The following is a 24,031-nucleotide window of genomic DNA, read 5'->3' on the forward strand; positions in this document are numbered from 1 at the left end:
CCATTGTACGCGCTTATGCGCGACGCGACGATGCGCGCTGCTGCATCGCGCGGTGTGCCAGGGGAATGCGCGCAGCGCTGGCGGCAAGCGAGAGCAGCGCACTCGCCGCCCCCAGCCACAGCGTCACCTGCACCGCAAGCCCCAGCGCCAGCACCGCACCGACAAGCGCCACCCCCAGCGACTGGCCCACGGTGCGCGTGGTGCTCATCACCCCCGAGGCGTTGGCGCTGCGCGCCGCCGGCAGGCTGGCCATCATTTCGCGGTTGTTGGGCGGCTGGAAAAGCCCAAAGCCGATCCCGCACAGCGCCACTCGCCACAGGCTGCCGGCAATGCCGGTGCTTTCATCCACCAGCGCCAGGGCGATAAATCCGACCGCCAAAACCCCCAGGCCGACCGTTGAAAGTACGCTGGGGTTGATTCTGTCCGCCAGCCGCCCGGCCAGCGGCCCGACCACCATCAGCGCCAGCGGCCAGGGGGTAAAAAGCCAGGCGGTGAGCAGCGGGCTCAAGCCCATTTTTTCCTGATACAAAAAAGACAGTGCGACAAACGCCAGCCCCTGGCCGATAAACGCAAGCCCCGAGGCCGACACCGCCAGGGTAAAGCGCTTCTCCCGAAACAGATGCAGCGGCAGCAGCGGATACGGCGCGCGGCGCTGGCGGCGAATAAACGCCGCCCCGGCCGCCAGCATGCCCGCGCCAAAGCCCACGCTTTGCCATGCCGGCGCGCTGTGGCCAACGGCGTTCATGGTCAAAAAAAGCCCGGCCAGCATCAGCATGGACAAAAGCGCGCCGGGTACATCAAAGCTGCCCTGGCGCGGGGTTTCTCTGGGCAGGGCGCGCAGGCCCAGCAGCAAAGCGCAAAGCCCGAGCGGCACGTTCAGCGCAAACAGCCAGGGCCAGTGGGTAAACGACAGCACCAGCCCGCTCAGCGTAGGGCCGGCCGCGTAGCCGCCGCCCACCACCAGCGCCGACAGGCCCAGCGCGCTGCCCAGCAGGCGAGAAGGGAAAATCAGCCGGTAGAGCGAGGGGCCAATGGAAAGCGTAGCCGCCGCGCCCAGCCCCTGCAGGGCGCGAAACACCAGCAGGGTTTCCAGACTGCGCGAAAGCGCCGCGCCCAGGGCTGCCAGCACAAAGGTGCTTAGCCCGAACAGGTAGATGCGCCGGCGCGTGGCAAGCTCGCTCAAGCCCGCAAACACCAGCAAAAAGGCCGCGCTGACCACTTGGAACATGTTGGTGACCCACACCACCTGAGCCGGCAACACGTCAAGGTCGGCGGCAATCGAGGGCAGCGCCAGGTTGATCATGGTGGTATCGACCACGGCCATCAGCGTGCCGCTGACCAGCGCCAGCACGGCAAGAAAGCGCTCGGGGCCGGGCAGGCCGTCATCGCCGTCGCGCGTTTCAAACAGTCGCATGGGCTACTATTCCTGGGGAAAAATACCTTGGAGACACACAAAAACCGGCCGCAGCCGGTTTTGCACGAAGCGGGCGCGGCCGGCAGGCCGCCGGGCCTATTGGGGGTCGTTGTCGAGCAGCAGCGCGTCGTCGACTTCCGAAATTTCCAGCGCCGTCTCGTCGTCAAGATCCACCGCCAGAAAGCTGTGCTCAATGCGCACAAAGTCTTCAAACAGCGCCCAGTCGAGCACGGCGGGCCACTGGCGCTCGTCTTCTTCCCAGGCGCGCAGCTCGGTTTCCAGAATTTCCACGTAGCGCTCGCGCACGTAGGCGCCAAGCGCTTCGGGGGTGTCCATCTCGGGGATCAGGTAGACGGTGCTTTCGCGTTCAACGTCGTCAAGCGTGAGGTCATCGTCTCCCATGGTGGGCTCAAGCGCATTGATCCAGTCCACGAATTCCTGGGTCGGCCGGACGCTCAGGGCAGAGCGGTTAAGCAGTTTCATGGGATTCTCCTCAGACAACGATGCCTCACGGAACGATCACTGGCGTTCAGACGCCGTCATTATGGGCGTTTGCGCGCCGACTTGCCAACGCCCGAGCACCGCCTAGGCGTCCGCTTCCGGGCGCATGGCCGGAAACAGCAGCACATCGCGAATGGAGGGGCTGTCGGTAAACAGCATCACCAGCCGGTCAATGCCGATGCCCTCGCCGGCGGTGGGCGGCAGGCCGTATTCCAGCGCGCGCACGTAGTCGGCATCAAAGTACATGGCTTCCAGATCGCCGGCGTCTTTCTCGGCCACCTGCTCTTTAAAGCGCTGGGCCTGGTCTTCGGCGTCGTTGAGCTCGGAGAAGCCGTTGGCGATTTCGCGCCCGCCGACGAAGAACTCGAAGCGGTCGGTAACAAACGGATTGGCGTCGTTGCGCCGGGCCAGCGGGCTGACCTCGGCCGGGTATTCGGTGATAAACGTCGGCTGGTCGAGCCGGTGCTCGGCGACTTCCTCGAAGATTTCGGTTTGCAGCTTGCCAAGCCCCCAGCTGTCTTTCACCGCGATGCCGAGCTTTTCGGCAAGTGCGACGGCCGCCTCGCGGGTGTCCAGATCGGCCGCGGCAATGCCGTCGCCGTGGGTGAGGATGGCGTCGCGCAGGGTCATCCGCGCAAACGGCTTGCCGAAGTCGTACTCGGCGCCCTGATACGTCACCGTGGTGCTGCCCAGCACCTTTTCTGCGGTGGTGCGCAGCATGGCCTCGGTCAAATCCAGCAGCTGGCGGTAGTCGGCGTAGGCCCAGTAGAACTCCACCATGGTGAACTCGGGGTTGTGCCGGGTGGAGAGCCCTTCGTTGCGGAAGTTGCGGTTGATCTCGAAAACCTTCTCAAAGCCGCCCACCACCAGGCGCTTGAGGTAGAGCTCCGGGGCCACGCGCAGGTACATGTCCATGTCCAGCGCGTTGTGGTGGGTAATGAACGGCCGCGCCGTGGCCCCGCCGGGGATCTGCTGGAGCATCGGGGTCTCGACTTCCATGAAGCCGCGATCCTCGAAAAACCGCCGCATAGCGCTGATGATCGCCGCTCGGGTTTCGAACACCCGGCGCGAATCCGGGTTCATGATCAGGTCCACGTAGCGCTGGCGGTAGCGCGCTTCCTGGTCGGTCAGGCCGTGGAACTTGTCCGGCAGCGGGCGCAGGCTTTTGGTCAAAAGCGTGGCGTCTGCCATCTTGACGTAGAGATCGCCCTTGCCGGATTTGTGCACCGGCCCGCGCCCGGCCACAACGTCGCCGATGTCCCAGCTTTTCACGTCTTCCAGCACGTCTTCGGCCAGGCCCTTTTTGTCCACGTACAGCTGGATCTGCCCGGCCGCATCCTGAATCACGATAAACGGGCCGCGCTTGCGCATGATGCGCCCGGCCACCGCGGCGTGGTGATCCAGCGCTTCAAGCGCGGCCTTGTCCTTGTCGCCCAGCGCCTTTTCCAGCTCGGCGCTGAGGCTGTCCCGGCGAAAGTCGTTGGGAAAGGCGCTGACGCCCTGGGCCTTGGCCTTTTCACGACGCTTGGCCAGCTTGGCGCGGCGCTCGGCAATCAAGTGGTTTTCGTTGTCAAAAGACGCGTCATGGTTGGCCATTCGGGCACCCTTGAATAATAAACCGGAAAAAAAGTCAGCCAGGCGCTGCCGCCAAGGCAGCGCCCGCGGGACTAGAGACCCTGCTTGAGGCTGGCGACGATGAACGGATCCAGATCGCCGTCGAGCACCTTGTCACAGCTGCTGGACTGCACGCCGGTGCGCAGATCCTTGATGCGCTGATCGTCCAGCACGTAGGAGCGGATCTGGCTGCCCCAGCCGATATCGGCCTTGGCGTCTTCAGCCGCCTGCTTGGCCTCGTTGCGCTTGTCCATTTCGTGCTCCCAGAGCCGGGCCCGGAGCTGCTTCATGGCGAAATCGCGGTTGGCGTGCTGGCTGCGCTGGCTCTGGCAGGCCACCACGATGCCCGTGGGCTCGTGGGTGATGCGCACCGCCGAATCGGTGGTGTTAACGTGCTGGCCGCCGGCGCCGCTGGAGCGGTAGGTGTCGGTGCGCAGATCGGACGGGTTGATGTCGACCTCGAAGCTGTCGTCCACCTCCGGCGAGACAAATACCGAGGTAAACGAGGTGTGCCGCCGGCCGCCGGAGTCGAACGGGCTTTTGCGCACCAGCCGGTGAACGCCGGTTTCGGTGCGCAGCCAGCCGAAGGCGTAGTCGCCCTGCACGTGAATCGTCGCCGACTTGATGCCCGCCACGTCACCTGCCGACACTTCCAGCAGGTCTGCCTTGAAGCCGTGGTGCTCGGCCCAGCGCAGGTACATGCGCAGCAGCATGTTGGCCCAGTCCTGGGCTTCGGTGCCGCCAGAGCCGGACTGGATATCCAGATAGGCGTTGTTTTCGTCCATCTCGCCGGAAAACATGCGTCGAAACTCCAGCGTCTCCAGGCGCGACTGCAGCCCTTCAAGCTCGCGGCAGACCTCGTCTACCGTGGCCGCATCGTCTTCCACCTCGGCCAGCTCCAGCAGATCTTCGCTGTCGCCCAGGCTTTGTTCAAGCGTATCAATGGTGGAGACAATGGTATCCAGCGACGCGCGCTCCTTGCCCAGCTTCTGGGCGCGCTCCGGGTCGCTCCAGACGTCGGGATCTTCAAGCTCGCGGGTAACTTCTTCTAGCCGATCTTTACGCTCAGCATAGTCAAAGATACCCCCTAAGAATCTCTGTCCGCGCCGACAGATCCTTGATTTGCTGATGGATCGGGTTGGTTTCCAGCATGAATGCGCCCCAATATGTTGGTGCCAGTGAATAATGCGTTGATGCCAGTGAATGAATCGCCTGGACAAAGGCGCTATTGTAACGAAACCCGGCGCACCCCGCACCCATCCCCGCCTTATCCGCAGAAAACACCCGCTCGACAAAAACCCGGCCGTAGCCGGGTTGCGGTGATATTCAAGCCTCATCCAAGGCGTTAAAAGGGCCGAACTTAAAAGCGCCGAACTTAAAAACGATAGGTCAGCTGCGCGCCAAAGCCGTGGGCCTCGTTTTTGTAGTCGGCGTTATAGCGGGAGGTGACCGGCGGCGTTGGCCGGCCGGCCACGGTAAAGCCGTCGGTTTTGGTCTGGCTGACCTCGGTGCCGCGTTCGGTGAGATAGGAATACGCCAGATCAACGGTCACATCGTCGACCGGCGTCCAGCCCGCCCCCAGCGAGAAAATCCGCCGGTCGTCGGAGGGAATGCGCACGCTGCGATGCGCATCGCTGGTGGGCGTATTGTCCAGGCTCAGCCCGGCGCGCAGCGCCCATTCGGGATTGAGCTGATACTCGCCGCCCACGGCAAAGGCCCAGGCGTTGGCATAGCTCTGCCTTTCATTGGTGATCTCGCCCCGGGTCTCTCCCTCGACCAGAATTTTTTCAAACCGGCTCCAGCGCGTCCAGGAAGCGCCGAACATCAGCTTGAGCTTTTCACTCATCTGCTGGGTAATCGAGAAATTGACGGTTTCCGGCGTGGTCAAATCCAGCGAGGCATCGTCGGTCACGGTACCAATACCCAGCTGATCAAGCGCCGGCGACGAGGCGGTAAAGTCGCCTTCCAGCTCATAGTCCACCCGGGAGCGATAGGTCAGCCCCAGGGTGGTTTCCGCCACCGGCCGGTAGATTACCCCGAGGTTATAGCCCCAGGCCTCGTCGTCGCCGTCAACCCGGGAGTCCACTTCTGTCCGTCCCAGCGGCGTTACCGCCGGCACTTGGCGATGCAGCTCGCCTTCTACCCGGTTATAGGTAACCCCGGCGCCCACCGACCACTGATCGTTAAAGCGATAGGACACCGTGGGCTGGGCGGTTTTGACTTCTACCTTGGTGTAGTTGCCCTGATTGCGCCCCTGAAAGCCGTCTTCATAGTCGGTTTCAGAGCCAAACGGCGCGTACACGCCAAAGCCAAAGGCCAGCCGGTCGGTGACCGGATGGGCGTAGAAGACAAAAGGAATCACCCTGGCGTCTACGATGTCGCCGTCGTTGGACCCGGCCACCGGCAGCGTATCCGTCGCGCCGCCGGTGGCCGGCAAAAAGGCCGGGCTGGTTTGCGACGCCCGGGCATTGCTGATGTCGTTGTTGATATCCAGATAGGTGCCGCCCACGGACACCTGCGCGCGGTCGAGAAACGACATCCCCGCCGGGTTGCCAAAGACGATGGTGGCATCGTGGACGTTGGAGCTGCGCCCGGCATGGCCGTAGCCCTGGCCGCTCACGCTCTGCTCGTTGAGCTGAAACCCGCCGGCCGGGGCCTGCGCGGCAAGCGCGGCGGCCGCGACCCCTGCGGTCAAGGCGAGCGTTTTGGTGCGATGGTTGGCAATGACACTTTTATTGATATTGTTCATGTCGCTTCCTTCTTCCCCGATGAGCATACGGGCGGTGCCGTACGTAGCGTACGCTGACCGTTCGGCGGCCAGGGCCGCCCGGCATGCGCCAAGCCGAAAACCCCTGCGACTCATACGCACGTTTAACGTAGTGCCTTTTTCTCGCACCCGCCGCCGGGGTTCAAGGCCGGGGCGGGGTTTTCCGGCGTTTTCGGTTTATCCATTGGTCGCACAGCGCATCGCGGCGTCAGGCGCCGGTCTTTGACCTTTGTGTTACACACAGGTTTTATACTGCGCCTACACATGACACAGGCTCAAAGGGGGCTGCCAGTGAAAGTCAGCGAACTTGCCCGCCGGGCCGGCGTTACCGCCGAAACCGTGCGCCACTACGTACGCGAAAACCTGCTTACGCCCGAACGCCATCCGCACAACGGCTACCAGCTGTTTACCACGCACGACCTGGAACGGCTGGGGTTCATTCAGCGGGCACGCAAACTGGGCTTTAGCGTGGCGGAAATTCGCGAAATTCTCGCCCAGGCCGACAAGGGCGACTCCCCCTGCCCGCTGGTGCGCGACATGCTCGCCGCCCGCCTGCCACAGATCCGCGCACGCATCGCCGAGCTTGAGGCGCTGGCCTCGCGCATGGAAACCGCCCTTGCCAGCTGGCAAAACATGCCCGACGGCACGCCGGACGGCCACAGCCTGTGCCGTTTGATTGAAAGCTTTCCTGAGGAGACGCCATGAAATCGCAAACACTGACGCGCTACGTACCCGGCATGAACTGCCAGGGCTGCGTCAAGCGCATGCGCGAAGCCGTTGTCGCGGTGGACAAGCGCGCCGACGTTGTCGGCACGCCGGACGAAAAGCGCCTCGACGTCAGCATTGATGCCGACAGCAGCCCGCTGGACGACGACGCGCTGGACCGCGCGCTTGAAAACGCCGGCTACCCGCCCGGCGACCCCAACGCCGAGCCGGCCAGCGACGCCGACAGCGCCGAAGCGCCGGCCGATGACGCCGCCGGTACCGCTGAAAGCCGCGAAAAACCTGCCGGCGGTGCGCAAACCCGCCTGGCGGTCAGCGGCATGACCTGCGCCAGCTGTGTGAAAACCGTGCAGCAGGCGCTCGAACGTACCCCGGGTGTGACCTCGGCGGCGGTGAACTTCGGCACCCACACCGCCGAGGTGACGGGCAGCGCCGAAGAAAGCGCGCTGATCGGCGCGGTGCAGAGCGTCGGCTACGACGCCGAGCGGATCGTGGACGTGCGCGACGCCGAACTTACCCGGGCCGAGCAGGAAGCCCGGGACTACAAAAAGCGCCTTAAAGGCAGCTTTGCCGCGCTCGCACTTGCCGTACCGCTGATGGCGAGCATGTTTGTCTTTCACCCCGACCCGGTGGGCGCCGGGCGGCTTTACTGGCTGGTGATCGGCGCGCTGACCCTAGCCATCATGGCCTTTCCCGGCCGGCACTTTTTTACCGGCGCGTGGAAAAACGCCAAGCACCACCAGGCCAACATGGACACCCTGGTGGCCATGGGCACCGGCACGGCCTGGGTGTATTCCATGGCCGTGGTGCTGTTCGGCCCCTGGCTGCCCGAAGCCGCCCGGGGCATCTACTTTGAAGCCTCGGCCATGGTCATCGGGCTGATTTTGCTGGGCAACGCCATGGAGCTCAAGGCCCGGGGGCGCACCAGCGACGCGCTCAAGCGGCTTTTGGATCTGCAGACCCGCACCGCCCGGGTGATTCGCAACGGCGAGGAGCAAGAGGTCGACATTGACGCTGTGCGCCAGGGCGATCACGTTCGCGTGCGCCCCGGCGAGCGCCTGCCGGTGGACGGCGAGGTCACCGAAGGCCAGAGCCACATCGACGAGTCGATGCTTACCGGCGAGCCGGAGCCGATCGCCAAGCAGACCGGCGACGAGGTCAGTGCCGGCACGGTCAACGGCCGCGGCGGGCTGGTCTACCGCGCCACCCGGGTGGGCAACAACACCCGCCTGGGCCAAATCACCGAACAGGTGGCCAGCGCCCAGGGCTCGCGCCCGCCCATCGGCGATCTGGCCGATAAGGTCTCCAGCGTCTTTGTGCCCTCGGTGATGATCATCGCCGTGCTCACCGCGCTTGCGTGGTTCAACTTCGGCGTTGAGGCGCGGGTGATTCACATGCTGGTCGCGGCCACCTCGGTGCTGATTATCGCCTGCCCCTGCGCGCTGGGCCTGGCCACGCCGATTTCCACCATGATCGGCGTGGGCAAGGCCGCCGAGCACGGCGTGCTGGTGCGAAACGGCGAGGCGCTGCAAACCGCCAGCAAGCTCACCGCGCTGGTGGTGGATAAAACCGGCACCCTGACCGAGGGCAACCCCCGGGTCACCGAGGCGGAAGTCTTCGACGCAGGCGCCCTTTCCGGCAACCAGGCCGCCGCGCTGGGCTACGTCGCCGCGCTGGAGCGCGGCTCCGAGCACCCGCTGGCCACCGCGTTAACCGCCTACTGCGAACAGGCAGCAAACACGGAGCCGGCCGAGATTCGCGACTTCGACAGCATCACCGGCGGCGGCGTCAAGGCGCAAAGCAGCGACGGCGAGCTGCTGCTGGGCAACGCCGCCCTGCTGGAAGATGCAGGCGTTGACCTTGCCATCGGCAGCGAAAGCGCCCGAGCCCTTGAGAGCAAGGCCCGCACCATCGTATACCTCGCCGTGGGCGGCAGGCTCGCCGCGCTGTTCGGCGTCAGCGATCCGGTGCGCGAGGACGCCAAAAGCGCCATTGCCCGGCTCAAGGCCGACGGCCTTCACGTGATCATGCTCACCGGCGACAACCGCCACACCGCCCGCGCCGTGGGCGATGAAGTGGGCATAGAAGACTATCGCGCCGAGCTCAAGCCCGAAGACAAGCACGAAGAAATCGAACGGCTGCAAAAGGCAGGCCACATCGTCGGCATGGTCGGCGACGGCATCAACGACGCCCCGGCGCTGGCCCGGGCCAACGTCGGCTTTGCCATCGGCCAGGGCACCGATGTCGCCATCGAAAGCGCGGGTATCACGCTGATGCGCGACTCGCTGCACGGCGTTGCCACGGCCATCGAGATCAGCCAGGCCACGCTTACCAACATCAAGCAGAACCTGGCCGGGGCCTTTGGCTACAACGCGCTGTGCATCCCCATTGCCGCCGGGGTGTTCTACCCGCTTACCGGCGCGCTGCTCTCGCCGATGATTGCCGGGGCGGCGATGTCGCTTTCGTCAATCACCGTGGTCAGCAACGCCAACCGCCTGCGGCTGTTTAGCCCGCACGGCACGGCCGGCTCACACACCGACACGCGCACAGAGGAGAAAGCGGCATGAGCGTACTTGTTAATCTGGCAGGGCTTGGGCTGATCGGTCTGATCGTTTACTGGTTCTGGCTGCGCTAGCCGGCCACCGGCGGCTAACGCAGCCGCCCGGCAATGCGCAGCACCAGCGCAAGCGCCACCGCGCACAGCAGCGCGGCCAGCCCGGCAAAGCCGGTCCCCGTTGCCACCAGCCCCAGCCGGCTGGTGGCAACACCGATGCCCACCACCGGAATCGACAGCGCCACGTAGGCCACCACAAAAAACGTGGAGGTCACCGCCCCTCGCTGGTCCTGCGGGCAGGCCGCGGCCACCGCGCCCATGCCGGCACGAAAGCCGATACCCTGGCCGGTGCCCGCCAGCAGTGCCCCGCAGAAAAACGCCGCCGTGCTCGCGGTCAAGATTCCCGCGCCGATGGAAAGCGCCCCTGCCAGTAGCGTCACACAGCCCAGCGGCAGCCGTCGCCGGGGCGCTACCCGCCCCTGCAGGGTCTGCCCCACCGTTGAGGCAATAAAGACCAGGCACACCACCAGCCCGATCACCGCCAGATTCTGCTCGCCCAGCACCTGCTGCATAAAGGCCGGCGCCATTGAGTTGAAAAAACCAAGCACCGCAAAGCCGGCAAAGCCCACCAGCGCGGCCGGCACAAACACCCCGCGCACTTCCCGGGGCAGGCTCAGCCGCTGAACGCGCAGGTTCGGCCTGGCCGCGCGGGTGACGGTTTCCGGCGCGCGCCACACAAACCACGCCGCCAGCGCCAGCATCGCCAGATGCAGCGCGTAGGAAAACGAAAGCGGTGCCGGCAGCCAGGTCACCAGCACGCCCGCCACCAGCGGGCCCAGCCCCAGCCCGCCCATGTTGACCGCGGTGGCGGCAAGCGTGGCGCGCGCCTTGTACGCCGGCGGGGCCAGCTCGATCACCGCCACCGTCGCGGTGCCGGTAAAAATCCCCGCCGATATGCCTGAGATCACCCGCCCGACCATCAACATCGCCAGGCCGTCGCCGGCGAGAAACACCGCATCGCTGAGCGCAGCAAAGGCGATGCCGGCCAACAGCAGCGGGCGGCGCCCCAGCTGGTCGGACCAGCGCGCGGTCACCACCAGCGCGGCAATCACGCCGGTGGCGTAGACGGCAAAAATCAGCGTAATCACCAGCTGGGAAAAGCCGTATTCGGCCTGATAGATCGGATATAGCGGCGTGGGCAGCGTGGTGCCCAGCATGACCGCCAGAAAGGCAAACGCCGGGCCCAGAAAGGCCAGCGGCGCCGGGCCGCCGGAAGACGGTGCAGGCATGGTCGCTCCTTGCATCAGAACATGGCGCGCGGCGGGAGGGTCGGGTCACAGCGGCTCGGCGTGCTCGACCATCAGCTGCAGGCTTTCACGGCCGCGGTAGCGGTTGCGGTTGAGCTTGTAGGCGCAGCGCAGGGTATCGCCCATGGCAAAAGCCGGAAGCTCGCCGGGGGTCAGCGCGCGAAACCAGATGGCCTTGAGCACGCGGGGCCCTGCCGACAGCTCCATCATCAGATGACTGCCGTCCGCACCCACCGGGCGCAGCGATTCGACGATAAACTCGCCTTCAAACAGCGGCGGGTCAAACTCCCGCCCAAAGGGGCCAAGGGCTTCCAGCTCGTCAAGCGTCGCCAGATCGAGCTGGCCCGGCGAAAGCGCGCCGTCGGTCCACAGCCTGGGGTAGAGCGGCGTATCGCCCAGCTGCTCTTCCACGGCGCGCAAAAACGCCGCCTTGAACTCGACCAGCCGCGCCTCGTGCAGGGTAATGCCGGCCGCACCGCTGTGCCCGCCAAAGCGCGACAGCACCTCGGGGGCGAGCTCAAGGGTGCGCTGCAGCGCGTCGCGCAGGTGCAAACCCTCAATGGAGCGCCCGGAGCCGGTAAGCATGCCCGGCGCAGCCGCCCGGGTGAGCACCAGCGCCGGGCGGCCGTAGGCCTGCACCAGCCGCGAGCCGACAATGCCCTGCACGCCGGGGTGGCCGTCTTCAACAAACACCACCAGCGCTTTGGCCTCGGCGGCAAGCTCGGGCGCGGCAAGCGTTCGGGCCTCGGCGGCCATTTCCGCCTCGATGGCCTTGCGCGACTGGTTGTCGTCTTCGAGGATGGCAAGCTTTCTTGCCGCCACGGCGTCGCTTTCGGCGAGCATGAAGTCCAGCGCGGCGTAGGGGTCGTCGAGGCGCGAGCGGGCGTTGATTCTTGGGCCCATCTGAAACGCCAGGGTTTCGGCGTTGAACGGTACGCTGTCCGGCCCCAGCCGCTCGGCCATGGCGCGAAAGCACGGCGCGTCCATGCGGTTGATCAGCTTGAGCCCCTGAATCACCACCGCGCGGTTGGCCGGGCTTGCCCCCAGCGACACGCAGTCGGCCACGGTGCCCAGCGCCACGTACGAAAGCCACGGCGAGAGCTTGGGGGTGGCCTGGGGCACCGCGCCCCACTCGATCAGCACGCCGCGGGCCAGCGACATCACAAGCCAGGCCACCATGCAGCCGGCGATGGTGGCGTCCGGGTAGGCGCAGTCGCTGCGGGTGGGGTTCACGCAGGCGTAGGCCGAGGCCGGCGGGCCTTCTTCAGGCAGGGCGTGGTGATCGCTGACCACCACGTCGATGCCCTCGGCGGCAAGGCTCGCGATGCGCGGCTCATCCGAGCTGCCGCAGTCGGCGGTGATCACCAGCGTCGGTTTGGGCTTGAGGCCCAGCGTTCGCTCCACCAGCGGCAGGCTGATGCCGTAGCCGTCGTGGATGCGATGGCCGATCAGGCTGTGCAGCCGCGCCTCCGGCACGCCGAAAAGCTCCACCAGGGTGCGCCGGATGACCACGTGCGAGGTGATGCCGTCCACGTCGTAGTCGGTGAGAATCCCGATGTGCTCGCCGTCCACCACCGCCTGGGCGATGCGCTCGGCGGCGCGGCGCCCGTCCGCCAGCTTTTCCGGGTGCGCCAGATAGCGCAAACTCGGCGTTACCAGCGGGGTCAGCGGCTCGCTATAGCCCGGCAGGCGTGCGGCCAAAAGCCGAGCTTGAAGCTCGGTGAGCCCTTCGGCGCGCGCCCGGGCGTAGATGGCCGGGTCCTGGGGCCGCGGCTCCAGGCGCGGCCCGGTCAAGCTCTGGGGCAGCTCTTGCATCATGCTCATCCGCGGCGGTTTTCCGCCACAAACCGCTGCACGGCGGCCAGTTCCGCGGGCAGCACGGTGTAGCGCTCTTCGCGTTCGAGCAGATCGCTCATGTGCGCCGGCAGCGCCACGCCGGGGAAGCCGGCCTCGATCACGGCATCGGCAAACTTGGCCGGGTGTGCGGTGGCAAGGGTGATCATGGGCGTTGTGGCATCAACACGGGCGCGCTCGGCGGCGCGGTAGCCGGTGGCGGTGTGCGGGTCGAGCACTTCGCCGGTGCGCCGGTGGGCCTCGCGGATGACCTCGAGGATGGTGGCGTCGTCCACGCTGTGGCTGGAAAACTTCTCGCGCAGCTTCGAAAGCGGCGCCTCGGCCAGGGCCGCGGGCTCGTGCTGGAAGCGCTCTAAAAGCTCGGCCACGGCCTTGCCGTCGCGGTCGTAGGCGTCAAACAGCAGGCGCTCGAAGTTGGACGACACCACGATATCCATGGACGGCGCCAGCGTCGCTTCAAGCTCGCGCTTGGAGAAGTCGTTGTCGGCAAGGGTGCGGTGCAGAATGTCGTTGGCGTTGGTGGCAACGATGAACTGCTTGACCGGCAGCCCCATCTTGTAGGCCATGTAGCCGGCAAAGACGTTGCCGAAGTTGGCCGAGGGCACGCAGAAGCTGACCTCCCGGTGCGGCGCGCCCAGCGCCACGCCGGCGGCGACGTAGTAGACCGTCTGGGCCATGATGCGCGCCCAGTTGATCGAGTTGACCGCCACCAGCCGGGTGCCGTTGAGAAAGTCCTGGTCGGCGAAGCTTGCCTTGACCATGGCCTGGGCGTCGTCGAAGTTGCCCTCGATGGCCACGTTGAAGACGTTGTCCGCCAGCACCGATGTCATCTGGCGGCGCTGCACCTCGGACACCCGGTTGTGCGGGTGCAGGATGAAAATATCCAGGTTGTCGCAGTGGCGGCAGCCCTCGATGGCCGCCGAGCCGGTGTCGCCGGAGGTCGCGCCCATGATCACCGCGCGTTCGCCGCGCTTTTTGAGAAAGTGGTCAAGGATGCGGCCCAAAAGCTGCAGGGCCACGTCCTTGAACGCCAGGGTCGGCCCGTGGAACTGCTCCAGCAAAAAGTGGTTGGCGTCGAGCTGCTTGAGCGGCAGCACCGCGTCGTGGCTGAAGGTGGAATAGGCCTCCACCACCAGCGCGTGAAACGTGGCGTCGTCGATCTCGCCGTTGACGAACGGCTTCATCACCCGAAAGGCGATGTCGGCGTAGGAAAGACCTGCCATGTCGGCCAGGTCCTCGGCGGTAAACGACGGCAGCGTCTCGGGGACGTAAAGGCCGCCGTCGCTTGCCATGCCGGTCAACACCACCTCTTCAAAAGAGAGCGCCGGGGCCTGGCCCCGAGTGCTGATATAGCGCATGGCGTTATTCTCCTTCGTCCAGGCTCTCGACCCGGATGCGGGTAACCGCGCCGGCGACGTCGGCCATGGATTCGATCTCGCGGATGGCGTCGTTCATCTGCCGCTCGCGGGTACGGTGGGTCATCAAAATGATGGGCACCATCTCACCTTCGGTGATGTCTTTTTGAATCAGCGCTTCGATGGAAATGCCGTGCTCGGCAAGAATCGTCGCCACTCGGGCCAGCACGCCGGGGCGATCCACCGCCAAAAGACGCAGGTAGTAGGCCGTGATGATGTCGTCCATGGGCATGATGGCCGGGGCGTCCATGTCTTCATTGACGCCGCTGAAGGCCAAGTACGGCACGCGATACGGGTGCTCGGTGTTGATGTCGCGCGCCACGTCGAGAATGTCCGCAATCACCGCAGACGCGGTGGGCTCAGCGCCGGCGCCGGGGCCGTAGTACAGCGTGGGGCCGACGGCGTCGCCCATCACCGCAACGGCGTTTTTCACGCCGCTGACGTTGGCCAGCAGGCGGTCCTTGGGCACAAGCGTGGGGTGGACGCGCAGCTCAAGGCCGTGCTCGGTGCGCTTGGCGATGCCCAGATGCTTGATCATGTAGCCCAGGTTGTTCGCCTGGTCGACGTCCTCGGCGGTAATACGCGCAATGCCTTCGGTGTAGGCCTTGTCAAACTGCAGCGGCACGCCGTAGGCAATGGAGGCCATGATGGTGAGCTTGTGGGCGGCGTCGATGCCTTCCACGTCAAAGGTAGGGTCGGCCTCGGCGTAGCCCAGCGCCTGGGCTTCGGCGAGCACGTCTTCAAAGGCCCGGCCTTCGTCGCGCATGTGGGTCAGAATGTAGTTGCCGGTGCCGTTGATGATGCCCGCTACCCATTCGATGCGGTTGGCGCCCAGGCCTTCGCGCAGCGCCTTGATCACCGGAATGCCGCCGGCCACCGCGGCTTCAAAGGCGACGATCACGCCTTTTTCGTGGGCGGCCTGAAAAATCTCGTTGCCGTGTACCGCAATCAGCGCCTTGTTGGCGGTGACCACGTGCTTGCCGTTTTCAATGGCCTTAAGCACCAGCTCCCGGGCGGTTTCGTAGCCGCCGATCAGCTCAACGATCACGTCAACGTCAGGGTTGGCCGCCACTTCAAAGACATCGCCGGTGGCCTTGATGCCGGTAACATCGCAGTCCGGATGAACGCTGCGATGCCCTACCTGCTCGATCACGATCGGCCGGCCCGCCCGGCGGGCAATTTCCTCGGCGTTGCGCGTGAGCACGTTAAAGGTGCCGCCGCCGACGGTGCCCAGACCACAGATGCCTACTCTCACCGGTTTCACAATAAATCCCCTTGTTTGTTGCGCACCGGTGTCGGATCAGCCATCGACCGGTGCAGTCAGCATAATGTCAGGTTGCGTTTGGTTTGCGCTGTTGCGCAGGGCTGAACTAGCCGTCGAGCCCCAGCATGGCCGCCAGCCGCTCGGGCGGCACAAAGCCCGGCACCATGGTGCCGTCGGGCAGAATAATGGCCGGGGTGCCCTGCACGCCCAGTTCAAGCCCTAGCCGGTGCTGCTCGGCCACCGGGTTATCGCAGCCGGCGCCGGCGTCGAGGGTTTCATCGGCAAACGCCCGGCTGAGCGCCTCACCGGGGTTGTCGCTGCACCAGGCCTTTTGCATCACCCGGGCCGCTCGGCTTTGCATGCCGCCGCGCGGAAAGGCCAGATAGTGCACCGCGATGCCGCGCTCGTTGAGCTCGGGGATGCTTTCGTGCAGCCGCGTGCAGTACGGGCAGCTGGTATCGGTAAAGACGGTAACGGTGGCGCGGGGCTCGTCCACGCCGCGATAGACCACGCGGTCGCTTTCCTCAACGGCCGAGAGCGCGGCCACGCGCTGGCGATTTTTCGCCTGCTCAGAAAGGTTGACCAGCTCGTCGCCCTGATTGCGGTACAGATCCCCCACCACGAAGTAGCTGCCGTCGGCGTTGGCGTAAAACGATTCGCCGCCTTTCAGCGCAACGTGGTAGATGCCGTCCAGCGGCGTTTCACCGACGCTTTCCACCGGCACCTTCTGGCCGTTGATGCGCAGCGAATCGGTCAGCGCCTCGGGCGCCGGCTGCGCCCAGGCCACAGCGGGCAGCAGCGCGGCGGCCAGCGCCAGGCGGGAAATACTCTGTCGAGCCATTGTCGTTCAACCTCGTGGATGATGGTCGGTGTGCAGCTGTTCAAGACGCGCCTGGGCCACGTGGGTATAAATCTGCGTGGTGGACAGGTCGCTGTGCCCCAGCAGCAGCTGTACGACGCGCAGATTGGCGCCATGATTCAATAAGTGGGTCGCAAACGCATGGCGCAGCGTGTGCGGCGACAGCGGCGTGGTGATCCCCGCGGCACGCGCATGGGCCTTGATGCGATGCCAGAACGTCTGGCGCGTCATGCTTTGATCACCGCGCCCGGGAAACAGCGCCGGGCGCGTCACATCCCCCATCAGCGCCGGGCGCGCAGCGTCGATATAGCGTTCCAGCCAGTGCGCGGCCTCCGCCCCCAGCGGCACCAGCCGATCCTTGTCGCCCTTGCCGCGCACCCGCACCACGCCCTGGCGCAGGTTGACCGCGTCCACGCTCAAGCCTACAAGTTCGGAGACGCGCAGGCCACAGGCATACAGCAGCTCCAGCATGGTGCGATCGCGCAGCCCCAGCGGCAGGGCAATGTCCGGTGCGGCCAGCAGCCGCTCGACCTCGGCTTCGTCAATGACGTTGGGCAGGCCCGGACGCACCGGCGGCAGGCGAACCCCTGCCAGCGGGTCATCAGAAACGTGCCCGGCAAGCCGCGCCCAGCGGTAAAAGCCGCGCAGACTGGACAGCAGCCGGGCATTGCTGCGCAGCTTGTATCCGGCTTCGCGGCGCGCCTCAAACCACGCCACGAGCACCTCCGGCGGCGGCGCGGCAAGCGTAGCGCCGGCGTCGTCCAGCGCCCGGCACCAGGCCATCAGATCGCGCCGGTAAGCCGCCAGGGTGTGCTCGCTGGCGCCGCGCTCCAGCCACTGGGCATCGAGAAAGGCATCAAGAAGGTCCATAAGCGCGGGCTCTGTGGTGCGTGCCGTGCGGTGACGGGGTGGCAGACAAACAAAACCCCGCCCCGCAAAGCGGTGACGGGGTGTGTCAGCATCGCGGCATGCGCTGCCGGGCGTGCTGTCTTAGGCCAGCTTTTCCTTGATGCGTGCGGATTTGCCGCTGCGCTCGCGGAGGTAGTAGAGCTTGGCCTGGCGAACGTCACCGCGACGCTTGACGTGGATGGAGTCCACCAGCGGGCTGTAGGTCTGGAAGGTGCGCTCAACGCCAACGCCGTGAGAAATCTTGCGCACGGTGAAAGCGGAGTTCAGACCGCGATTGCGCTTGCCGATCACCACGCCTTCAAACGCCTGCAAACGCTCGCGGGCGCCTTCCTTTACCTTGACCTGCACAGAGATGGTATCGCCCGGGGCGAACGGGGGGATCTCTTTTTCCATCTGCTCGGCTTCAAGCGCCTGGATCACCTTGTTTTTGCTCATTGTCTTGCTCCTGATAGGTCGTCGTGGCCTGCCGCCTGCCGGCGGACAAACCGTGATCCCGGCGCTCGATGCGAGTGCGCGGGAGTCGTTGTGGGTGACGCAGGTGCGCGGCTAACGGCCTCGCCCTGCACCGCTGTCCTGCCCCTCCGGCCGGCTGTGTGGCCGGCTTTCCGACCGGTGAGGCAAGGCGTTTTCTTCGATGAACTCATCGAGCAGCCGGCGCTGCGTTTTGTCCAGGGCCTGACGGTCGATCAGCTCCGGGCGCCGCCGCCAGGTACGCCCGAGCGACTGTTTCAGCCGCCAGTGCCTGATGGCCTGATGGTCACCGCTCAACAGCACCTCAGGCACCCGCGCGCCGTCGATCACTTCCGGGCGCGTATAGTGCGGGCAGTCCAGCAGGCCCTCGTTGAATGAGTCCTCGACGGCGGAATCCTGATGCCCGAGCACGCCGGGAACCAGCCTTGCCGCCGCGTCGATCAGCACCATCGCCGGCAGCTCGCCGCCGCTTAGCACATAGTCGCCGATCGACCATTCTTCGTCGATGTCATGCTCGACCACACGTTCGTCGATGCCTTCGTAGCGCCCGGCCACTACCACCAGCGGGCTCTCGGCGGCGAGCGCCTGTACGCCCGGCTGGTCGAGTTTTTTCCCCTGGGGGGACAGATAGATCACCCTGGGCGTCTTGCCCGTCGCCGCCGCCGCCCGGGTGCGGGCGTCGGCAATCGCTGCGCGCAGGGTATCCACCTTCATCAGCATGCCCGGGCCGCCGCCGTAGGGGCGGTCGTCAACGCTGCGGTGGCGGTCGGTGGCGTAGTCGCGCGGGTTCCAGTATTCAAGCGTCAGCTGGCCTTTTTCCACGGCCCGGCCGGTGACGCCGTGCTCGGTGAGCGCGGCGAACATCTCGGGAAAAAGCGACACCACGCCGACCCACAGCGAGGCGTTTTCTCGGGCCTGCGACGCGCTCAAAAGTCCGGATCCCAGTCTACGTGCATTTCGCCGGCGTCCAGATCCACCGCGATGATCACATCGCCCGGCAGGTACGGCAAAAGCCGCTCGCGCCGGTCAATGGCGTCGCGGTCGCCGCGCACCATCATGACATCGTTGGCGCCGGTCTCGAACAGGCCGGCCACCCGTCCCAGCCGTTCGCCGGCCCGGGTAAAAACCGCCAGGCCTTCAAGCTCGTGCCAGTAGTACTCGTCGTCGGCAAGCGCGGGGAGTGCGTCCTTGGGCATGACGATCTCCGCTTTTGCCAGCGCTTCAGCGGCGCTGCGGTCATTGATACCGTCCAGCTCAACGACCAGCCCCTTGCCTTGGCGACGCCCCTGAACGACGCGATAGCACGCAAGGCGTTCGCCCTGGCGCAGCCACCATTCGGGGTAGTCAAAGATGCTGTCAGCGGGGCTTGTGTAGGCATATACCTTAAGCCACCCCTTGACGCCGTGGGGGCTTGTCAGCTTGCCCAGCACGACATACTCTTCCGGCGCGGCACGCTGGGTGCCGGTCGAAGGCGTATTGCGCACGGGATCAGACATCAGCACCTCACCTAGCGACGTCGCAGCGCCTTCAGGCCTGCTTGCCGGCTTCCTTGACCAGCTCGGCCACGCGGTTGGAAAGCTGTGCGCCGTTGCTCTGCCAGTGGGCAATGCGGTCGAGATCGATGCGCAAACGCTCTTCCTGGCCACGCGCGACCGGGTTGAAAAAGCCCACGCGTTCGATGAAACGGCCGTCGCGCGCCTTGCGCGAATCGGTCACGGACAGATGATAAAACGGACGCTTTTTGGCGCCGCTGCGTGCCAGACGAATGGTAACCATACGATCAATATCCTTCGGTTGAGGTAACAAAAGCGCCGCCGCGGGGCATGTTCACCCTTGGATAACGGTGCGCTTTGTCGGGATACAAATGCTTGCTCAAACCTTCACGGGCAACGCTGAACGCATCACCCACGCATGAAGAGGCCGCATTCTACGCAACCACGCGGGGTTTGGAAAGTCTGCGCGGGGAAAAGCCGGCAGCGTCAGCGCCGGGGCAAACCGCCCGGCCCACCCATGCCACCGGGCCCACCCATGCCGCCCGGGCCACCCATACCGCCCATGCCGCGCATCATTTTCTCCATGCCGCCTTTCTTGCCCGCCTTTTTCATCATCTTCTGCATCTGCTTGTGCTGTTTGAGCAGGCGATTGAGGTCCGGCACCTGAAGGCCCGCACCGGCGGCAATACGCCGCTTGCGCGAGCCGTTGATGATCTCGGGCTTTTGGCGCTCTTTGGGCGTCATCGAATCGATCAGCGTTTCCAGCTTGCCAAGCTCTTTTTCCGGTCCCGGGCCCTGGGCCATTTCCGCCATCTGCCCCATGCCCGGCAGCTTGCTCATCAGCCCGCCCATGCCGCCCATTTTCTTGAGCTGCTGGAGCTGCTCGCGGAAGTCTTCCAGATCAAAGCCGCTGCCCTTTTTGACCTTTTTGGCAAGCCTGTTCGCCTTGTCCTTGTCAACAGTGCGCTCGGCCTGTTCGATCAGCGAGAGCATATCGCCCATGCCCAGAATCCGCGAGGCCACGCGGTCAGGGTGGAACGGCTCCAAAGCGTCGACTTTTTCGCCCATGCCCATGAACTTGATCGGCTTGCCGGTCACATGGCGCACGGACAGCGCCGCCCCGCCCCGGGCATCGCCGTCGGCCTTGGTCAGAATCACCCCGGACAGCGGCAGCGCCTCGTGGAAGGCCTTGGCGGTATTGACCGCGTCCTGGCCGGTCATGGCGTCGACGACAAACAGGGTTTCATCCGGGCTTACCGCTTTATGCAGCGCCTGGATTTCTTCCATCATCGCCTCGTCGACGGCCAGCCGGCCGGCGGTGTCGATGAGCACCACGTCGTGGAACTGGATCTTGGCGTGATGCATCGCCGCGCGGGCGATATCCACCGGCTTTTGCCCGGAATCCGAGGGGAAAAACTCCACCTCGACTTCCTTTGCCAGGGTTTCCAGCTGGTCAATCGCGGCGGGCCGGTAGACGTCGGCCGATACCACCAGCACCTTTTTCTTTTCACGCTCGCGCAGAAAACGCGCCAGCTTCGCCACCGAGGTGGTCTTGCCCGCGCCCTGCAGGCCGGCCATCAACACCGCGGCGGGCTGGCTTTTGAGCGCAAGGCCTTCGTTGGCCTCGCCCATGATCGCTTCAAGCTCTTGCTGGACGATCTTGACGAACTGCTGGCCCGGCGAGAGGCTTTTCGATACTTCCTGGCCTACCGCCCGCTCGCGCACGCGGTCGACGAACGCCTTGACCACCGGCAGGGCGACGTCGGCCTCCAGCAGCGCGCGGCGGACTTCGCGCAGGGTGTCCTTGATGTTGTCGTCGGTCAGGCGCGCCTGACCCTTGATCGACTTCAGCGTCTGGGACAGACGCTCACTGAGATTGTCAAACATGGGGCGTTAGTCTCCCTTGTGGTCACCAGACGCATGTGCCCTGGACAAGATGGCCGCGATTATACGCGCTGGCGCCGCGAGTCTCCATCCGTCACCGCTGTGCGAGGCTGCAAGGATTCGTTATAGTAGAAGGCCAGCCAGCGTAAGTCAGCGGCACGCCTGATCTTCAGCGCGATGCGCGGGCTTTCACTGTTTTTGTTACCACTCATTGACTGCGCCGCCGGGCGCACGGACGGCATCATGCAGGCGCTGCCTTTCGCCACGATCGCTCTTGTTTTCTATCTTGCCGCTGCCATCTGGCAGGGTATGACGCTTTTGCGCCGGGTGCCGCCGCGCCAGGGCATCGTGCGCCTGCTGGCCACGCTCGCTTTGCTGCTGCACATCCCGGTGATTGTTGACCTGCTGGGCCGCACATCGGGCTTTTTCCCCGGCTTTACCACCAGCGTGGCGCTGTTCATGGCGGTGGCGGCCAACCTGGTGCTGGTGGCCAGCCTGTTCAAGCCGGTGCTCAACGCCGGCATCGCGCTGTTCCCGCTTGCCGGCGTGGCGCTGATGCTGGCTACGGGGCTGCCCAGCCACGGCATTCAGGGCGGTATGACGCCGGGCATTTTGCTGCATATTGTCACCTCGACGCTGGCGTTTGCCCTGCTCGCCATTGCCGCGGTCCAGGCGGTGCTGGTGGGCCTGCAAAACCAGGCGCTACGCCACCATCACATCCGCGGCATCGTCCAGTCTCTGCCGCCGCTGACCACCATGGAGCGGGTGCTGTTTGAGCTGATCTGGGCCGGCATGGTGCTGCTCAGCATCGCCATCGTCAGCGGCCTGATTTTTATCGACAACATGTTCGCCCAGCACCTGGTGCACAAAACCGTACTGTCGTTTGTCGCCTGGGGCGTGCTTGCGGTGCTGCTTATCGGCCGCTATCGCTTCGGCTGGCGAGGCATGCGCGCGGTCAAGTGGACGCTTGCCGGCTGCGGCTTTTTGCTGCTGGCCTACTTTGGCAGCAAGTTCGTCCTGGAAATTCTGCTGACGCCCTGAGCGGGGGCGTTTCACCAAAGGATTGCACAACTTGAACGACGACTTCCCGCTGGGGTTACTGTTCGGCCTGCTGGCTTTGCTGATTTTGCTGTCAGCGTTTTTCTCAAGCTCGGAAACCGGCATGATGTCGATCAACCGCTATCGTCTGAGCCATCATGCCAGCGCCGGCGATCGCCGCGCACGGCGGGTCATGCGCCTGCTGGGACGCCCCGACCGGCTGATCGGCATGATTCTGATCGGCAACAATTTCATCAACAATCTGGCAGCGTCGATTGCCACCATCATCGCCATTCATTTCTTTGGCGAAGTCTCGGGGCCGGCCATCGCCACGGCGCTTCTCACCGTAGCCATTCTGATTTTTTCCGAAGTCACGCCCAAGACCTACGCGGCAATCAGGCCTGAGCGTATTGCCTACCCGGCGTCGTACGTGCTTGAGCCGCTGCTCAAGCTGCTCTACCCGCTGGTGTGGCTGGTCAACATGATCTCCAACGGCCTTTTGCGCCTGGTTGGCGTCAAGCGCGTGGACGGCAGCGGCGACGGCCTGACCCGCGACGAGCTGCGCACCGTGGTTCACGAAGCGGGCACGCTGATTCCCTACCGCCACCAGGCCATGCTGCTGTCGATTCTCGATCTGGAAAACGTCACCGTCAACGACATCATGGTGCCCCGCCATGAGGTGATCGGCATCGATCTGGATCACAGCCTTGAAGATATTCTCACCCAGATTCGTACCAGCCAGCATACCCGGCTGCCGCTCTACAAAGGCGATATCAACAGCATCATTGGCATGCTGCACCTGCGCAACGCCGCGCGCTTTCTTTCGCGTTCGGAAGTCACCAAGGCGGCCATTGTGCAAGAGGCCCGGGAGCCCTACTTCATTCCCGAGTCCACGCCGCTGCATACCCAGATGCTCAACTTCCAGCAGCAAAAGCGCCGCATCGGCATCGTCGTCGACGAATACGGCGACGTGAAAGGGCTTGCGACCCTTGAAGATATTCTCGAAGAGATCGTCGGGGAGTTTACCACCGACGTGTCCGAAGCCCGGGAAATCTACCCCCAGGACGACGGCAGCCACATCATCGAAGGCACCGCCAACATCCGCGAAGTCAACAAAGCGCTGGGCTGGAGCCTGCCTACCGGCGGCCCCAAAACGCTCAACGGGCTGATTCTTGAGCACCTGGAGTCGTTTCCTCAGGGGCCGGCCAGCCTGCAGATCGGCAGCGTTCGGCTGGAAATTCTCGACATCCGCGACAACCTGATTACCGCGGCGCGCTGCTGGCAGCCGATACGGCGCTAGCCTCGGTCGCGGCGGCAAATATCGTCGTCGGCGCCGGCCTTGAGCACGCGCACCCGGGCTTCCAGATAGTGGCGCAGGGCATCGCCCGGCACCGCCGCGGGGTCAATCGGCTCGCCAAAGTGCAGGCTCACCCGGGCGCGAAAGCGCGCCGGGCGCTTGCCAAGCGCCGGCCCGTTGCAGTGCGAGGTCCAGGAGCCCCACAGCCCGGCAAGCCCTGCCGGCACCACCGGCACCGTATCGCGCGCCAGTATCGTCTCCAGCCCGCGACGAAACGCCCGCACCTCGCCGTCGGTGGTCAACCGGCCTTCGGGAAACACCATCACCACCTCGCCGTTGGCCAGTGCCGCGCTGATGTCGTCCAGCGCCCGGCGCAGCGCCCCGGGATCGCGCCGCTCGGACTCGATGGGAATGGCCCCCACCAGCAAAAACAGCCACTTCAGCCAGGGCGAGTCGTAGATCGGCTGATCCATCACAAAGCGCAGCGGCCGCGGAAAGGCGCCGCCCAGCACCAGCGCATCCACGTAGCTTACGTGGTTGCACACCACCAGCGCGGCCCCGCGGCGAGGAATATGCGCATGGCCGCGCACCTTGAGCCGATAGCAAAGCCGCACCAGCGCCAAAATCACATAGCGGGCCACGCGATGGCCCATCCCGGCCAGCAGCC

At 65.1% G+C, this 24,031-nt stretch carries 21 protein-coding genes; 4 read left to right on the forward strand and 17 right to left on the reverse strand.

The window, feature by feature from the left end; translation table 11 throughout:
- Positions 1-13: 13 nt before the first annotated feature.
- From ABD654_RS11925 to ABD654_RS11945, 5 genes are all read right to left on the reverse strand, one after another.
- A complete protein-coding gene (locus ABD654_RS11925) occupies positions 14-1,414 on the reverse strand; it encodes an MFS transporter (RefSeq protein WP_344705107.1) in 1,401 nt (466 codons plus the stop codon).
- A 96-nt stretch (positions 1,415-1,510) separates the two neighbouring features.
- Positions 1,511-1,897 carry a hypothetical protein gene (locus tag ABD654_RS11930; RefSeq protein ID WP_344705108.1) on the reverse strand — a complete coding sequence of 129 codons (387 nt, stop codon included), beginning with the start codon at positions 1,895-1,897 and terminating at the stop codon, positions 1,511-1,513.
- A 102-nt stretch (positions 1,898-1,999) separates the two neighbouring features.
- A complete protein-coding gene (lysS, locus tag ABD654_RS11935) occupies positions 2,000-3,511 on the reverse strand; it encodes a lysine--tRNA ligase (RefSeq protein WP_344705109.1) in 1,512 nt (503 codons plus the stop codon).
- Between the two features lie 71 nt (positions 3,512-3,582).
- Positions 3,583-4,681, reverse strand: a protein-coding gene (gene prfB / locus ABD654_RS11940; RefSeq protein ID WP_344705110.1) for a peptide chain release factor 2 whose coding sequence is annotated in 2 segments (ribosomal slippage) — positions 3,583-4,605 and positions 4,607-4,681 — 1,098 coding nt in all. Because the reading frame shifts where the segments join, the coding sequence is not laid out codon by codon here.
- Positions 4,682-4,904: 223 nt separating this feature from the next.
- The gene (locus ABD654_RS11945) at positions 4,905-6,278 is read right to left on the reverse strand and encodes an OmpP1/FadL family transporter (RefSeq protein WP_344705111.1); all 1,374 of its coding nucleotides are present in this window, start codon (positions 6,276-6,278) and stop codon (positions 4,905-4,907) included.
- A 309-nt stretch (positions 6,279-6,587) separates the two neighbouring features.
- On the opposite strand from ABD654_RS11945, the gene ABD654_RS11950 reads away from it, so the two are divergent.
- Both ABD654_RS11950 and ABD654_RS11955 read left to right on the forward strand, forming a co-directional pair.
- Positions 6,588-7,001: a MerR family transcriptional regulator gene (locus tag ABD654_RS11950; protein ID WP_344705112.1), complete on the forward strand. Its 414-nt coding sequence runs from the start codon at positions 6,588-6,590 to the stop codon at positions 6,999-7,001.
- A complete protein-coding gene (locus ABD654_RS11955; protein ID WP_344705114.1) occupies positions 6,998-9,586 on the forward strand; it encodes a heavy metal translocating P-type ATPase in 2,589 nt (862 codons plus the stop codon). The genes ABD654_RS11950 and ABD654_RS11955 overlap by 4 nt, the downstream gene beginning before the upstream one ends.
- A gap of 82 nt (positions 9,587-9,668) precedes the next feature.
- Here the strand turns inward: ABD654_RS11955 and ABD654_RS11960 are convergent, their stop codons facing one another.
- From ABD654_RS11960 to ffh, 11 genes are all read right to left on the reverse strand, one after another.
- Complete coding sequence (locus ABD654_RS11960; RefSeq protein WP_344705115.1) at positions 9,669-10,862, reverse strand: MFS transporter; 1,194 nt, start codon at positions 10,860-10,862, stop codon at positions 9,669-9,671.
- A 45-nt stretch (positions 10,863-10,907) separates the two neighbouring features.
- The gene (locus ABD654_RS11965; protein WP_344705116.1) at positions 10,908-12,704 is read right to left on the reverse strand and encodes a single-stranded-DNA-specific exonuclease RecJ; all 1,797 of its coding nucleotides are present in this window, start codon (positions 12,702-12,704) and stop codon (positions 10,908-10,910) included.
- Positions 12,701-14,092: a threonine synthase gene (thrC, locus tag ABD654_RS11970; RefSeq protein ID WP_344705118.1), complete on the reverse strand. Its 1,392-nt coding sequence runs from the start codon at positions 14,090-14,092 to the stop codon at positions 12,701-12,703. The genes ABD654_RS11965 and thrC overlap by 4 nt, the downstream gene beginning before the upstream one ends.
- Before the next feature lie 4 nt (positions 14,093-14,096).
- Positions 14,097-15,413, reverse strand: coding sequence for a homoserine dehydrogenase (locus ABD654_RS11975; RefSeq protein ID WP_344705119.1), 1,317 nt, complete (start codon positions 15,411-15,413; stop codon positions 14,097-14,099).
- Between the two features lie 106 nt (positions 15,414-15,519).
- Complete coding sequence (locus ABD654_RS11980; protein WP_344705120.1) at positions 15,520-16,254, reverse strand: DsbC family protein; 735 nt, start codon at positions 16,252-16,254, stop codon at positions 15,520-15,522.
- 6 nt (positions 16,255-16,260) lie between these two features.
- The gene (xerD, locus tag ABD654_RS11985) at positions 16,261-17,142 is read right to left on the reverse strand and encodes a site-specific tyrosine recombinase XerD (RefSeq protein ID WP_344705121.1); all 882 of its coding nucleotides are present in this window, start codon (positions 17,140-17,142) and stop codon (positions 16,261-16,263) included.
- Between the two features lie 120 nt (positions 17,143-17,262).
- A complete protein-coding gene (gene rplS / locus ABD654_RS11990; protein ID WP_344705122.1) occupies positions 17,263-17,616 on the reverse strand; it encodes a 50S ribosomal protein L19 in 354 nt (117 codons plus the stop codon).
- 111 nt (positions 17,617-17,727) lie between these two features.
- The gene (gene trmD / locus ABD654_RS11995) at positions 17,728-18,549 is read right to left on the reverse strand and encodes a tRNA (guanosine(37)-N1)-methyltransferase TrmD (protein WP_344705163.1); all 822 of its coding nucleotides are present in this window, start codon (positions 18,547-18,549) and stop codon (positions 17,728-17,730) included.
- A gap of 29 nt (positions 18,550-18,578) precedes the next feature.
- Positions 18,579-19,148, reverse strand: coding sequence for a ribosome maturation factor RimM (gene rimM, locus ABD654_RS12000; protein WP_344705123.1), 570 nt, complete (start codon positions 19,146-19,148; stop codon positions 18,579-18,581).
- Between the two features lie 31 nt (positions 19,149-19,179).
- Positions 19,180-19,428 (reverse strand): 30S ribosomal protein S16, encoded by a 249-nt coding sequence (gene rpsP / locus ABD654_RS12005; protein ID WP_344705124.1) that lies wholly within the window; start codon positions 19,426-19,428, stop codon positions 19,180-19,182.
- A gap of 203 nt (positions 19,429-19,631) precedes the next feature.
- Positions 19,632-21,032, reverse strand: coding sequence for a signal recognition particle protein (gene ffh / locus ABD654_RS12010; RefSeq protein ID WP_344705125.1), 1,401 nt, complete (start codon positions 21,030-21,032; stop codon positions 19,632-19,634).
- 240 nt (positions 21,033-21,272) lie between these two features.
- On the opposite strand from ffh, the gene ABD654_RS12015 reads away from it, so the two are divergent.
- Together ABD654_RS12015 and ABD654_RS12020 are read left to right on the forward strand one after the other, a co-directional pair.
- Entirely contained in the window at positions 21,273-22,070 is a 798-nt protein-coding gene (locus tag ABD654_RS12015; protein ID WP_344705126.1) for a cytochrome C assembly family protein, read from the forward strand.
- Positions 22,071-22,101: 31 nt separating this feature from the next.
- Entirely contained in the window at positions 22,102-23,367 is a 1,266-nt protein-coding gene (locus ABD654_RS12020) for an HlyC/CorC family transporter (RefSeq protein ID WP_344705127.1), read from the forward strand.
- Here the strand turns inward: ABD654_RS12020 and ABD654_RS12025 are convergent.
- Positions 23,364-24,017, reverse strand: a complete 654-nt coding sequence (locus ABD654_RS12025) for a 1-acyl-sn-glycerol-3-phosphate acyltransferase (RefSeq protein WP_344705164.1) — start codon at positions 24,015-24,017, stop codon at positions 23,364-23,366. The genes ABD654_RS12020 and ABD654_RS12025 overlap by 4 nt on opposite strands.
- Between the last annotated feature and the right edge of the window lie 14 nt (positions 24,018-24,031).

Origin of the sequence: Halomonas cibimaris (assembly GCF_039537045.1) — a bacterium.
GTDB lineage: Bacteria > Pseudomonadota > Gammaproteobacteria > Pseudomonadales > Halomonadaceae > Vreelandella > Vreelandella cibimaris.

Excerpts from the sequence above, each read along its gene's own strand:
- ABD654_RS11980 (WP_344705120.1), bottom strand. The coding sequence starts at position 16,254 with ATGGCTCGACAGAGTATTTCCCGCCTGGCGCTGGCCGCCGCGCTGCTG.
- ABD654_RS11960 (WP_344705115.1), bottom strand. The coding sequence starts at position 10,862 with ATGCCTGCACCGTCTTCCGGCGGCCCGGCGCCGCTGGCCTTTCTGGGC.
- ABD654_RS11965 (WP_344705116.1), bottom strand. The coding sequence starts at position 12,704 with ATGAGCATGATGCAAGAGCTGCCCCAGAGCTTGACCGGGCCGCGCCTG.
- ABD654_RS12025 (WP_344705164.1), bottom strand. The coding sequence starts at position 24,017 with ATGGGCCATCGCGTGGCCCGCTATGTGATTTTGGCGCTGGTGCGGCTT.
- rplS (WP_344705122.1), bottom strand. The coding sequence starts at position 17,616 with ATGAGCAAAAACAAGGTGATCCAGGCGCTTGAAGCCGAGCAGATGGAA.
- ABD654_RS11945 (WP_344705111.1), bottom strand. The coding sequence starts at position 6,278 with ATGAACAATATCAATAAAAGTGTCATTGCCAACCATCGCACCAAAACG.
- lysS (WP_344705109.1), bottom strand. The coding sequence starts at position 3,511 with ATGGCCAACCATGACGCGTCTTTTGACAACGAAAACCACTTGATTGCC.
- ABD654_RS12015 (WP_344705126.1), top strand. The coding sequence starts at position 21,273 with ATGCAGGCGCTGCCTTTCGCCACGATCGCTCTTGTTTTCTATCTTGCC.
- rimM (WP_344705123.1), bottom strand. The coding sequence starts at position 19,148 with ATGTCTGATCCCGTGCGCAATACGCCTTCGACCGGCACCCAGCGTGCC.
- ABD654_RS11955 (WP_344705114.1), top strand. The coding sequence starts at position 6,998 with ATGAAATCGCAAACACTGACGCGCTACGTACCCGGCATGAACTGCCAG.
- ABD654_RS11925 (WP_344705107.1), bottom strand. The coding sequence starts at position 1,414 with ATGCGACTGTTTGAAACGCGCGACGGCGATGACGGCCTGCCCGGCCCC.
- thrC (WP_344705118.1), bottom strand. The coding sequence starts at position 14,092 with ATGCGCTATATCAGCACTCGGGGCCAGGCCCCGGCGCTCTCTTTTGAA.
- xerD (WP_344705121.1), bottom strand. The coding sequence starts at position 17,142 with ATGGACCTTCTTGATGCCTTTCTCGATGCCCAGTGGCTGGAGCGCGGC.
- ABD654_RS11930 (WP_344705108.1), bottom strand. The coding sequence starts at position 1,897 with ATGAAACTGCTTAACCGCTCTGCCCTGAGCGTCCGGCCGACCCAGGAA.
- rpsP (WP_344705124.1), bottom strand. The coding sequence starts at position 19,428 with ATGGTTACCATTCGTCTGGCACGCAGCGGCGCCAAAAAGCGTCCGTTT.
- ffh (WP_344705125.1), bottom strand. The coding sequence starts at position 21,032 with ATGTTTGACAATCTCAGTGAGCGTCTGTCCCAGACGCTGAAGTCGATC.